Here is a 12654-nt window from a genome sequence, read left to right on the forward strand (position 1 = left end):
AATATGTCACCAGGGTTTAATCTGACGTACAAGCTGTAAGCTTAAGGCAGAGTACAAACTCACCGGTAACATCCCAATGATCAGTTGGGGATCATTAACCTTTGAAAGTCAATGATCAAGATATAAGGCAGCAGCAGGGGGGCATTGCGGGGTGTTTCAGCTCGCCAAATAGCCTTGGATCAGTGCATTGTCTTGCTCGTCCAACAATCCCTGGGCCACGTTGCGGCCGCCTTCCAGCAGGTAATAACGATCGCCCGTGACAACACCCAAGGGTAATTGCTGTTCCACCAGTAACAACGTTAGCCCGAACTCATGCTGCATGCGCCGCAAAATGTGACCGAATTCCTGTGCCGCCGCCGGCAGCAAACCGGCGGTAGGCTCATCGAGAATTAATAGCTCGGGTTTCGGCATCAACGCGCGCGCCGTCTGGCGTAGAGAAACGGAAACAGATTATGGACCATTTCCGGCACCTGCCGGTTATGATTGCGCCCGGCCAGCAGGGCGACGTGCAGGTTCTCCTCCACGCTCAGTTGCGAAAAAATCTGCCTGCCCTGCGGCACGTAACCGATACCGAGCGATGCGCGCGCCTCGGCGGGATGCGCCAACAGATCCTGCGCTTGTTCCCCCCGCAACTGCCAGGTGACGCTGCCGCTGCTGACCGGTACATGCCCCATAATGCAATTGATTAAGGTGGTTTTACCGACGCCGTTGCGTCCCAGCAGGCAAGTGCATTGACCATGGGGCAACTCCAGATGGATGTCTCGCAGAATTTGCCTCGGGCCATAAGACTGATTTATCGCGTGCATTCGTAACATAGGCTAGCTGTCTCCCCTTGTAAAATAACCGTCGTCGGTTCCTTGGGTACCGGTGCGGGCGACGTCGATCTGCCGGCCAATGGTTGTAGCAACTATCAGGCCAACCGTGGTCACCGGCGGCATCAGCGGCAGGATGCACTAAGATGGCGGGTCTTTGGCAGGATAAAAAGGGTTTTCGGTAGCAATTTTGCCGGACAAAGTGCGGAATAATGCACTTTGTCGGTGCCTTGGGTGATTTTTTGTGGTGCAAGCGTTGCCGCTGACACGATTAAGATGCGCCGTTGCCCTCTGCACGCTCACGGCTCTCTAAAGTTATAGGTAAGGTTTAGTTATTTTTGGCATAACGAGCCCCAAAATAAAGACAAAAAATAGCTAAAAAAAAACCATTTTGTCATCTTTCTTTCAAGTTATTCAATTTTGTGGAACGCAAGCTATAAGCGGGGCGGTAGGAGTTATCCACTATTCCTGTGGATAACCGTGTGCATTAGGTTTAGAAAAACCCGCCGGGGCGAGAGCGGGCGCGGGTTGCCTGCGTTTTGCCTGTATTCTCCACGCTTTTTTTTATTCGCGTATTTACAACAATTTATGTAAAATCAAGTAAATTTGTAAGCGCAGCGCGGGACGCCTCTGTTTCGTCATCGGGGGGCTTCGCGCACCGTCCCATCCCCTGTGGGTTAATCACCTTTTCCGCTCAAAGTCAACATATTTTCCCTTCACTGGAAATGCATTTTTGTGGCTATAATCTGTTTGATTACTGGTATTGTATCCAGTGGTTATCCACTGGTAAAATAGCCCGAGTGTTCCCATACTCATAGAGTAGCCCGCCACCCACATTTCCAGCAGGTAGTTATTACACATGAGTAAAGCATTTAAACTGGTTTCATCGTTTAAACCGTCCGGCGATCAGCCGGAGGCCATTCGTCGCCTGGAGGAAGGGTTGGAGGATGGTCTGGCCCATCAAACGCTACTTGGCGTGACCGGGTCGGGGAAAACCTTTACCGTGGCAAATGTGATAGCGGACTTGAACCGTCCTACCATGGTGTTGGCGCCCAATAAAACGCTGGCGGCGCAGCTGTACGGCGAAATGAAGGCGTTTTTCCCCGATAATGCGGTGGAGTATTTTGTCTCTTATTACGATTATTATCAGCCGGAAGCCTATGTGCCCAGCTCTGATACCTTTATCGAAAAGGATGCGTCGGTTAACGAGCATATCGAGCAGATGCGTTTATCCGCCACCAAGGCGCTGCTGGAGCGACGCGATGTTATCGTGGTTGCCTCGGTTTCCGCTATCTATGGTCTGGGGGATCCTGACGCTTATTTGAAGATGATGCTACACCTGACGCGCGGCATGTTAGTCTCTCAGCGCAGCATCATTAACCGGCTTTCGGAGCTGCAATATACGCGCAACGATCAGGCTTTTCAGCGCGGCACCTTCCGCGTGCGCGGTGAAGTTATCGATATTTTCCCCGCCGAATCCGATGAAGTGGCGCTGCGCGTTGAGCTGTTCGACGAAGAAGTCGAGCGCCTGTCGCTGTTTGATCCTCTTACCGGTCACGTCGATCAGGAAGTGCCCCGTTACACTATCTACCCGAAGACCCATTACGTCACCCCGCGCGAGCGTCTGTTACAGGCAATGGAAGAGATTAAAGTGGAGCTGGCCGAACGGCGCCAGTCGCTGCTGTCCAGTGGCAAGTTGCTGGAAGAGCAGCGCCTGTCCCAGCGTACCGCCTTCGATCTGGAAATGATGAACGAACTGGGCTACTGCTCGGGGATCGAGAACTACTCCCGCTATCTGTCCGGGCGCGGGCCGGGCGAGCCACCGCCGACGCTGTTTGATTATTTGCCGGCGGATGGCCTGCTGGTGGTGGACGAATCCCATGTCACCATTCCGCAAATCGGCGGCATGTATCGTGGCGATCGGGCGCGTAAAGAAACCCTGGTGGAATATGGTTTTCGCCTGCCGTCGGCGCTGGATAACCGGCCGATGAAGTTTGAAGAATTCGCCGCGCTGGCGCCGCAGACCATTTATGTTTCCGCAACGCCCGGGCCCTACGAACTGGAGATGTGCGGCAATGAGGTCATCGATCAGCTGGTGCGGCCGACCGGTTTGCTGGATCCGCTCATTGAGGTGCGGCCGGTCAGTACCCAGGTGGACGACCTGCTGTCGGAAATTCGCCGCCGGGTGCAGATTAACGAGCGGGTGCTGGTCACCACCCTGACCAAGCGGATGGCGGAAGATTTGACCGAATATCTTGAAGAGCACGGCGAACGGGTGCGCTATTTGCACTCGGACATTGAAACCGTGGAGCGGGTGGAAATTATCCGCGATTTGCGTCTCGGCGAATTCGACGTGTTGGTCGGCATCAACCTGCTGCGTGAGGGGCTGGATATGCCAGAAGTGTCGCTGGTGGCGATCCTGGACGCCGATAAAGAGGGCTTTTTACGCTCCGAGCGGTCGCTTATTCAGACCATCGGCCGCGCGGCGCGTAACCTCAACGGTAAAGCTATCCTGTACGGCGATAAAATCACGCCGTCCATGGCGCGCGCGATTGAGGAAACCGAACGCCGGCGCGAGAAACAGCATGCCTATAATCTGGCCAACGGGATCGTGCCGCAGGCGCTGAATAAGCGCATTGCCGATATCATGGAGCTGGGCCAGTCGCCGGCGCATGCCAAGCACAAAAAACGCAAGGCGATGGAGGCGGCGGCGAAGTATGGCGATTTGACGCCGAAAGCGCTGGAACAGAAGATCCGCGAGCTGGAAACCCGCATGCAGCAGCATGCGCAGAACCTGGAATTTGAAGAGGCCGCCAGCGTGCGCGATCAGATCCACGCGCTGCGTGAGCAATTTATCGCCGTTTCCTGACGCCTCGCCCCCAGCGCGTCAGCCACTGCCGCCGAGCTTGCCGCCGCAGGGCGGACGTTTCGCGCCGGGTGCCTTGGCGGTGGCCGCTGGGGTGGCGCCTGCGCCGGGCGCGCAAGGCGCTGAGCGCGTTGGCTTAATCGTCAGGATAGGCGCCGCCGCAGGGCGGACGTTTCGCGCCGGGTGCCTTGGCGGTGGCCGCTGGGGGGTCGCCTGCGCCGGGCGCGCAAGGCGCTGAGCGCGTTGGCTTAATCGTCAGGATAGGCGCCGCCGCAGAGCGGACGTTTCGCGCCGGGTGGCTTGGCGGTGGCCGTTGGAGGGCGCCTGCGCCGGGCGCGCAAGGGCTGAGCGCGTTGGCTTAATCGTCAGGATAGGCACCGCCGCACAGCGGACGTTTAAGGAGAGCCTTCCAGGGCGGGTGCGCCTAATGTGGTTTGCCAGCCTGCGCCCGGTGGACCGGGCGTCGACGGTCACCCGAGGGACTGCAGCGCCAGATCCAGCGCTTGGCGCAGCAGCGCCCGATCGTGGTGGTGGGGCTCATCCTGCGCCGCCAACGGCCGTTGAATTATGACGCGATCCGCCAGATTTTCCGCCGCCGTGGCCGGCCCGATAATCACCCCGTCAATCACCTTTTCCCGGCCAATGGCCTGCTCCATCATGTGCACTTTCCGCGCCAGCGTCATATTCGCCGCCGCCATGCTGAGCTCGCGACCCAGATTATCAAGGTAAATCATCGGCGCGCGGGTGCGGCGCAACGCCTGCGTCAGATCTTCCAGCAGCAATAGCGGCATCAGGCTGGTCAGAAAACTGCCCGGGCCGATGATAATAAGATCCGCGCCGGCGATGGCCAGCAGCGCTTCGCGCGTGGTGGTCACCGGCGCCGTCAACGTCAGTTGGACAGGCAGTTCGGCCAGCCGGTCAATGGCCACTTCACCGTACACGGTGTCGCCGGACAGCGTGGTGGCCTGCAAATCCACCGGCTGTTCCGACATCGGGATCAGGCTGGCATTGACTTTCAGCAGGTTGCGAATGAGGTTGATGGCTTCGAGCGGCCTGACGCTGAGATTGTCCAGTGCCTTCAACATCTTGCCCAGATTATGGCCCGCCAATTCGCCCTGGCCGCCGAAGCGGTATTCAAACATTGCCGAGGCGATGCTCGGTTCGGCTATCAGCTGATTGAGGCAGTTGCGGGTATCGCCCCAGGCAATGCCGCCTTCGGATTGCCTGATGCGGCCGGAGGAGCCGCCGTTATCGGTGGTGGTCACGATGCCCGTCAGCCGTGACCCCAAAAAGGAAAGCGCAGACATGACCCGGCCCAAGCCGTGGCCGCCGCCCAGGGCGACCACCTGATCCAGATCGGCTAACGTTCGGTTGCGCATAGGTCTCCTGATGGTATGAAGCGGGTGTCTGAGGCTGAGTGTGGCATAAAATAGCGGATTTGCCGGCAAAAGCGAACCGGGTCGCGCGCCGATAAGCGTTTTTTGGCAACTTAAATGGAAAAAATATTGCAATTTCAACGTTATATATATTTTTATATAACGGTTTTTGACGCTGTACGCATGGTAACCGCGTGGCTTTAAGGCTATTATAGTAACCAGTCAAGCATTCCTTTTCGCCCCTTTGGGCGTCAAGGTATACATAACTCCTAGCCTTTACGCCTAAGTGGCCCGTGTCTGAGCCATATGGCGTTCTGGCCGTGGCGAAGCCACCAGGGTGCAGGGTAGAAATGCCGGCATCTCCCGTATTTGGAAAGGTGTTACTGTGCCACAACTCATCGATGCGTTTGAGCGCAGATTTTACTATCTGCGCTTGTCAGTCACGGACGTCTGTAATTTCCGCTGCACCTACTGCCTGCCAGACGGCTATCGCCCGCAGGGCACCCGCAATACCGGCTTTCTATCGCTGGACGAGATCCGTCGCGTCACCCGCGCCTTTGCCGAGCTGGGGACCGAAAAGGTCCGCCTGACCGGCGGCGAACCGTCGCTGCGGCGGGATTTCACCGACATTATTGCGGCGGTGCGCGCCAATCCGGCTATCCGTACCGTCGCGGTCACCACCAACGGGTATCGGCTGGCGCGTGATGTCGCGGCCTGGCGTGACGCCGGGCTCACGGCGCTGAACGTTAGCGTCGACAGCCTGGACGCCCGCCAATTTCAGGCCATTACCGGCCAGGATAAATTCCATCAGGTGATGGCCGGCATCGATGCCGCCTTCGAGGCCGGTTTTGACAAGGTAAAGGTCAACACCGTGCTGCTGCGCGATGTGAACGACATTCATCTGGATACGTTTCTGGCGTGGATCAAATCGCGACCGCTGCAGCTGCGCTTTATCGAGCTGATGGAAACCGGCGACGGCAGTACGCTGTTCCGCGAGCGTCACGTTTCCGGCGAGCTTATCCGCCGGCGGCTGGAGCAACGCGGCTGGCAATGCCAGCCGCGCGGGCGCACGGATGGCCCGGCGCTGGTGTTTCGCCACCAAGATTATCTCGGCGAAATCGGCCTTATCATGCCTTACGCCAAAGACTTCTGCGCCAGCTGCAATCGCCTGCGCGTGTCGTCGCTGGGCAAGCTGCACCTGTGCCTGTTTGGCGACGGCGGTGTTCCGCTGCGCGATTTGCTCGGCAGCGACGCCACGCTTGAAGCGCTGAAAACCCGTATCGCGGGCGGATTGCAGCATAAAAAACAGACCCATTTTTTGCATCAGGGCAATACCGGCATTACCCGCAACCTGTCTTATATCGGCGGCTAGGCCTGCCCGGAGAAAACGTATGTCGCAACTAACCCATATTACCGAGCGCGGCGAGGCGCATATGGTGGATGTTTCCGCCAAAGCCGACACGGTGCGCGAAGCGCGCGCCAGCGTCTATGTCACCATGGCGCCCGCCACGCTGGCGATGATCCTCGACGGCCAGCATCATAAAGGTGATGTGTTCGCCACCGCCCGCATCGCCGGTATTCAGGCGGCAAAGCGTACCTGGGAGTTAATTCCCTTGTGCCATCCGCTGTTGCTCAGCAAGGTTGAGGTGCAACTGACGGCACAAACCGAACAGCACCGGGTGCGGATTGACGCTGTCTGTCGCCTGACCGGTAAAACCGGCGTCGAGATGGAGGCGCTGACCGCAGCCTCGGTGGCCGCCCTGACAATTTACGATATGTGCAAGGCGGTGCAGAAGGATATGGTTATCGGCCCGGTGCGTCTGCTGGCGAAAAGCGGCGGCAAATCCGGCGATTACACGGGGGATGAGGCGTGATTACGGTGCTGTTTTTTGCCCAGGTCCGGGAGCTGACCGGTGTTGAACGTTTATCGGTCGACGCGGGATTCGCTTCGGTGGAAGCCCTGCGCCAGGCGCTGGCGCTGGAGCCGGGCAAATTGCTGGCGGCGGTCAATCAATCGCTGGTGACGGCGGATCACCCCCTGGCCGCCGGCGATGAAGTGGCGTTCTTCCCACCGGTCACGGGAGGCTGAATGGAGGCTACCCTGATTGAGGTTGGCGAGGGCGATTTCGACGTCGCGGTAGTCACCTTTACCGGCAAAGTGCGTAACCATAATCTGGGCGCCGAGGTCAGTACCCTGACGTTGGAACATTATCCGGGCATGACCGAAAAAGCGCTGGCTGAGATCGCCGCGCAGGCGCGCGAGCGCTGGCCGCTGACCCGAATCGCCTTACTGCATCGCGTCGGTGAACTCGGCGCCGGCGAGCGAATCGTCTTTGTTGGCGTCAGCGGCGCTCAGTGCCGCAGAATATATGATGGATATTCTCAAAACCCGGGCGCCGTTCTGGAAACGGGAGTCGACCCCCGCCGGCAGCCGCTGGCTGGACGCACGCGTCAGCGATCAACGCGCGGCCGAACGCTGGCAAGGTTGTCCCCCTGCCGGTGAAACAGACGGTGCCGGCTAAGCCGCCGGCCGCGATAAAAGGGGACCGCCTTCGCCGAGCGCGCGGTTATGCAAAGGAACAGCCTTGGTCGGGCGCGCGGTTATGCAAGGGAACAGCCTTGGTCGGGCGCGCAGTTATGCAAAGGAACAGCCTTCGCCTAGCGCGTGGTTATGTGAAGAGGACATCCTCTGCCGACCGTGCTTTTATGCGAGGGGGCATTCTACGTCGGGCACGCTTTTATGATATGCTTGACAGAGGTGGGTCGTCCGCGCGGCATGGGATAGTTCGCGTGCGGCCTATAACTCTTTCGCTAACTCATAGGTGATAGTCATGGATCGCTTTCCCCGCTCCCAGGGTACCATCGTAGAACGCGCCAACAGCGCGGTGCAGCCGTTTATGGCGCAGGTCTACGGTTGGATGACCTGCGGATTGCTGTTAACCGCCTTCGTGGCCTGGTACGCAGCCCGCACCCCGGTGCTGCTGCAGTTTATTTTCTCAAGTCAGATAACCTTTTTTGGTCTGATTATCGCCCAGTTGGCGCTGGTGTTTGTTATTTCGGGCATGGTCAACCGCCTTAGCGGTGCGGTGGCGACGTCGCTTTTCATGCTGTACTCGGCGTTAACCGGGCTGACGCTGGCGAGTATTTTCATCGCCTACACCGCCACCTCCATTGCCAGCACGTTTGTTGTGACCGCCGGCATGTTCGGCGCCATGACGCTGTATGGCTATACCACCAAGCGGGATTTAAGCAGTTTCGGCAACCTGCTGTTTATGGCGCTTATCGGTATCGTGCTGGCATCGCTGGTGAATATTTGGCTGAAAAGCACCGCGCTGATGTGGGCGGTAACCTATATCGGCGTTGTGGTGTTCGTCGGACTGACCGCCTATGACACCCAGAAACTGAAGAACATGGGTGCCCAGCTGTCGATGGACAATAAGGATCAGTTCCGTAAATATTCTATCGTCGGTGCGTTGAGCCTGTATTTGGATTTTATCAACCTGTTCTTGATGTTGCTGCGTATTTTCGGCAATCGACGCTAAGCCGGAGTCGAGGATACAATGAGCGATCTTGCCCAACGGTTGGCCGGCATCCCCCGGCTGGATGTTATTGGCCCGCCGACGCCGCTTGAGCATCTCCCCCGGCTGTCAGACTTTCTCGCGCGGGATATCTTCATCAAGCGCGATGATTTCACCCCGCTGGGCCTGGGCGGTAACAAGTTACGCAAGCTGGAGTTCTTGGCCGCTGACGCGCTGCGCCAGGGTGCCGACACGTTGCTGACCGCCGGTGCTATCCAATCGAACCACGTGCGGCAAACGGCGGCGCTGGCGGCCAAACTGGGTTTGCATTGCGTCGCGCTACTGGAACAGCCGACCGGCACGTCCGGGGATAATTACCTGACCAACGGCAACCGTTTGTTGCTGGATTTGTTTCAGTGCGAGGTTATCGCGTGCGAGGCTCTGACTCAGCCTGACCAACAGCTGGCCGATGCGGCGCTGCGTCTGGAAGCACAGGGCTTTCGGCCTTATGTCATACCGGTGGGGGGCTCCAACGCCCTGGGCTCGCTGGGTTACGTCGGTTGCGCGTTGGAGATAGCCCATCAGTGTCAAGGGGTGATTCAGCCGGGCGCGGTGGTGGTGCCTTCGGGCAGCGGCGGCACGCACGCGGGACTGGCGGTCGGGCTGGCCGCCGTGTTGCCGGAAACGGCGCTCATCGGCGTTACCGTTTCGCGCCGCTCGCAACAGCAGCAGCCCCTCATTGCGGGTCTGGTGGCACAAGTGAGTGAACAATTGTCGCTCGCACCGCCGAGCGCGGAAATTTCCCTGTGGGACGAATATTATGCCCCTGGCTATGGTCTGCCCAACGACGAGGGCCGCGAGGCGATAGCGCTATTAGCGCGTTTGGAGGGCATTGTGCTGGATCCGGTATATACCGGTAAGGCCATGGCAGGCTTGATTGATGGCCTGGAGCGTGACCGTTTTCCCGACGGGCCGCTGGTGTTCGTACATACCGGCGGCGCGCCGGCGCTGTTTGCTTATCATCATCTGGAGACCCGATGAGCGCAATTGAAGTCAAAGGCCTGGTGAAGACGTTTAACGACCACAGGGTGCTCAAGGGTATCAATCTGGCGGTGGATCCTGGTGAGGTGTTAGCGATAGTCGGCCCCAGCGGGTCCGGCAAAACCACGTTGTTACGCAGTATCAACCTGCTGGAGACGCCTGATGACGGCAGCATCCAGGTGGGGGATATCACCATCGACGCCAGCCGTCCGCTTAGCGGCCAGAAAGCGCAAATCCGCGCCCTGCGCCAGCAGGTCGGGTTTGTGTTTCAGAATTTTAATCTGTTTCCCCATCGTTCGGTGCTCGACAATATCATCGAGGGGCCGCTGGTGGTGAAGAAGGAGCCACGCGACGAGGTGGTCGCGCGCGCGCGCGCGAACTGCTGGCCAAGGTGGGTCTGAGCGGTAAAGAGGACGCCTTTCCCAAGCGGCTGTCCGGCGGTCAGCAGCAGCGGGTGGCTATCGCCCGCGCGCTGGCCGAGGAGCGTCGCACCATGGTGATCGTCACCCACGAGATGGGGTTTGCCCGCGACGTCGCCGACCGCGCGATTTTTATGGATGAGGGCAATATCGTGGAACAGGGGCCCGCGCGCGAAGTGTTCGCGCATCCGGCCCATGAGCGCACCCGGCTTTTTCTTAATAAATTTCTCTGCGCCTGACTGCAAAGGCCCGCTCCACCGCCTTGTCCCCGGCGGGGCGGGAAGGATTACAGTTATTTACCGGATACTCGTGCCCATCGGCCGGATATTTTGCTACAATCTCGCTATTGATGTTTTGTCCGTTCACCATGGTAAGGCTTTGCCTCCCATCTGATTATCCCCCTGAGCGTGGCTTCGGCCGTCGTCGTCGGGGCGGATCTGGAGTTTTTCAGTCTATGTCATTTGATTCACTTGGCCTGAGTGCCGAGATTTTGCGCGCATTAGCGGAAAAGGGCTATCTCGAACCGACGCCGGTTCAGCAGCAAGCCATCCCTTATGTCTTACAAGGCCGCGATATATTATGGCCAGTGCTCAGACCGGCACCGGCAAAACCGCCGCCTTTACCCTGCCCATTCTGCAGTTGCTCGACCAGCGCCCGGCGCCGGCCGGTAAACAGCGTCGGCCCGTCCGGGCGCTTATTCTGACGCCGACCCGTGAGCTGGCGGCGCAGATTGGCGAAAATATAACCGAATACAGCGTTCATCTTAGCCTGCGTTCGCTGGTCGTGTTTGGCGGCGTCAGCATCAACCCGCAGATGATGAAGCTGCGCGGCGGGGTAGAAGTACTGGTGGCCACCCACCCCCGGCCGTTTGCTGGATTTGGCTCATCAGCGCGCGGTCGATCTGTCGCAGGTGGAAATTCTGGTGCTGGATGAAGCCGATCGCATGCTGGATATGGGCTTCATCCACGATATCCGCCGGGTGATGAAACTGTTGCCGGCAAAACGTCAGAGCCTAATGTTTTCCGCGACCTTCTCCGATGAGATTAAAACGCTGGCCAACAGCCTGCTGGATAATCCGGCCTCGGTTGAGGTCGCGCGGCGCAACACCGCCTCCGAGCAGATCACCCAGTTCGTGCATATGGTCGATAAGAAGCGTAAGCGCGAGCTGCTCTCCGACATGATTGGCCGCAATAATTGGCAACAGGTGCTGGTGTTTACCCGCACCAAGCACGGCGCCAATCATCTGGCGGAGCAGCTTAACAAGGACGGTATTACCGCTGCCGCGATCCACGGCGCGCGTACCCGGGCACTGGCGGATTTCAAACAGGGCAGCATCCGCGTGCTGGTGGCCACCGATATCGCCGCCCGCGGTCTGGATATCGACTTGCTGCCTCACGTGGTGAACTATGAATTGCCACAGGTGGCGGAAGATTATGTTCACCGCATTGGCCGCACCGGCCGCGCTGCGGCTACCGGCGAAGCGCTGTCGCTGGTCTGCGTCGATGAGCTTGGCCTGCTGCGCGATATTGAGCGTTTGTTGAAAAAGCCCATCACGCGTATCGCGCTACCGGGCTATGATCCAGACCCCAGCATTAAAGCGGAGCCCATCCAGCAGTGACGCGGCAGCCGGGGCGGCGGCGCTGCTCGCGGCGGCCGCGGTGCGCCTGCCGGCGATGCCGCGCGCGATAGCCGTTCAGGTCCGCGGCGCGATGGCGCACAGCCTCGCCGTAACGCGTCAGGCCATAGCGCTGCCCGCGGCGGGAATGCTGCCGGTAACGGCGGTGCCCGTAGCGGTCGCGGTGGCAATTATGCCGGTAACGGCGGTACCCGCAGCGGCAACCGCTGACGCCGGCAACCCGCTGTCCGCCCGACGTCGGGGCCATTCCAGACGCCTGCAACCCCATGCCGCCCTGTCGGCGTCGGGGCCATTCCAGACAGTGGCAACCCGCTGTCCGCCCGGCGTCGGGGCCATTTCAGACGCCGGCAACCCCATGCCGTCCTGTCGGCGTCGGGGCCATTTTAGACAGCGGCAACCCGATGTCCGCCCGGCAGGCGTCGTGGCTATTCCCAACGCCGGTAACCGGATACTTGTCCGGCAGGCGTCGGGCTATTTTAGACGCTGGCAACCCGATGCCCGCCCGACAGGCAACGGGGCTATTCCCGACAGCGGCAACCCGAGCAGCTTGTGCCTACCGGCAACCTCCGCATAACAGCACGGTGCTTCATCTTCCCGGCGCCGCGGTGTTTCAGGCGGGCCATGTCTTTGGCTCACACACGCTTATCGATTGCATTTGGCGGCGGTTTTCCCCTAGTATTGCGCCCCTGCTGGTTATCGGGTGGTGTTATGCGTGTGGTATTGGCTCCGATGGAAGGCGTGCTTGACGCGCTGGTCCGCGAGTTGCTGTGCGAAATCAATGATTACGACTTGTGCATCACCGAATTTCTGCGGGTGGTGGACGGTCTGCTGCCGGAAAAAACCTTCTATCGACTCTGCCCTTATATCTTGATCATTGACTTTCAAAGGTTAATGATCCCCAACTGATCATTGGGATGTTACCGGTGAGTTTGTACTCTGCCTTAAGCTTACAGCTTGTACGTCAGATTAAACCCTGGTGACATATT

The 12654-nt window shown here is 59.0% G+C and carries 7 protein-coding genes, 5 pseudogenes and 1 riboswitch; of the genes and pseudogenes, 10 read left to right on the plus strand and 2 right to left on the minus strand.

Annotation, left to right across the window (positions count from 1 at the left end):
* Positions 1-156 precede the first annotated feature (156 nt).
* Positions 157-815, minus strand: a pseudogene (locus tag CINSTRO3249_RS06835) (ABC transporter ATP-binding protein).
* Between the two features lie 856 nt (positions 816-1671).
* On the opposite strand from CINSTRO3249_RS06835, the gene uvrB reads away from it, so the two are divergent.
* Positions 1672-3681, plus strand: a complete 2010-nt coding sequence (gene uvrB, locus CINSTRO3249_RS06840) for an excinuclease ABC subunit UvrB (RefSeq protein ID WP_074012715.1) — start codon at positions 1672-1674, stop codon at positions 3679-3681.
* A gap of 467 nt (positions 3682-4148) precedes the next feature.
* Here uvrB and yvcK read toward each other — a convergent pair whose 3' ends face one another.
* The gene (gene yvcK, locus CINSTRO3249_RS06845) at positions 4149-5057 is read right to left on the minus strand and encodes a uridine diphosphate-N-acetylglucosamine-binding protein YvcK (RefSeq protein ID WP_074012716.1); all 909 of its coding nucleotides are present in this window, start codon (positions 5055-5057) and stop codon (positions 4149-4151) included.
* Between the two features lie 251 nt (positions 5058-5308).
* Positions 5309-5450, plus strand: a riboswitch (molybdenum cofactor riboswitch).
* On the opposite strand from yvcK, the gene moaA reads away from it, so the two are divergent.
* The 9 genes and pseudogenes from moaA to CINSTRO3249_RS06890 all read left to right on the plus strand — a co-directional run.
* On the plus strand, positions 5440-6426 hold the full coding sequence (gene moaA / locus CINSTRO3249_RS06850; RefSeq protein ID WP_074012717.1) for a GTP 3',8-cyclase MoaA: 987 nt from the start codon (positions 5440-5442) through the stop codon (positions 6424-6426). Its footprint overlaps the riboswitch before it by 11 nt.
* 19 nt (positions 6427-6445) lie before the next feature.
* On the plus strand, positions 6446-6928 hold the full coding sequence (moaC, locus tag CINSTRO3249_RS06855; RefSeq protein WP_074012718.1) for a cyclic pyranopterin monophosphate synthase MoaC: 483 nt from the start codon (positions 6446-6448) through the stop codon (positions 6926-6928).
* Positions 6925-7143: a molybdopterin synthase sulfur carrier subunit gene (gene moaD / locus CINSTRO3249_RS06860; protein WP_074012719.1), complete on the plus strand. Its 219-nt coding sequence runs from the start codon at positions 6925-6927 to the stop codon at positions 7141-7143. The genes moaC and moaD overlap by 4 nt, the downstream gene beginning before the upstream one ends.
* Positions 7144-7576 (plus strand): annotated as a pseudogene (gene moaE / locus CINSTRO3249_RS06865) (molybdopterin synthase catalytic subunit MoaE).
* 309 nt (positions 7577-7885) lie between these two features.
* A complete protein-coding gene (locus tag CINSTRO3249_RS06870; protein ID WP_074012720.1) occupies positions 7886-8596 on the plus strand; it encodes a Bax inhibitor-1/YccA family protein in 711 nt (236 codons plus the stop codon).
* 18 nt (positions 8597-8614) lie between these two features.
* Complete coding sequence (locus tag CINSTRO3249_RS06875) at positions 8615-9613, plus strand: D-cysteine desulfhydrase (RefSeq protein WP_074012721.1); 999 nt, start codon at positions 8615-8617, stop codon at positions 9611-9613.
* Positions 9610-10271, plus strand: a pseudogene (locus tag CINSTRO3249_RS06880) (ATP-binding cassette domain-containing protein). The gene CINSTRO3249_RS06875 and the pseudogene CINSTRO3249_RS06880 overlap by 4 nt, the downstream one beginning before the upstream one ends.
* Before the next feature lie 215 nt (positions 10272-10486).
* A pseudogene (rhlE, locus tag CINSTRO3249_RS06885) lies at positions 10487-11878 on the plus strand (ATP-dependent RNA helicase RhlE).
* A 498-nt stretch (positions 11879-12376) separates the two neighbouring features.
* Positions 12377-12529: pseudogene (locus CINSTRO3249_RS06890) on the plus strand (tRNA-dihydrouridine synthase); the annotation flags it as partial.
* Positions 12530-12654 lie beyond the last annotated feature (125 nt).

The sequence above is a fragment of the Candidatus Sodalis sp. SoCistrobi genome, assembly GCF_900143145.1.
Classification (GTDB): Bacteria; Pseudomonadota; Gammaproteobacteria; order Enterobacterales; family Enterobacteriaceae; genus SoCistrobi.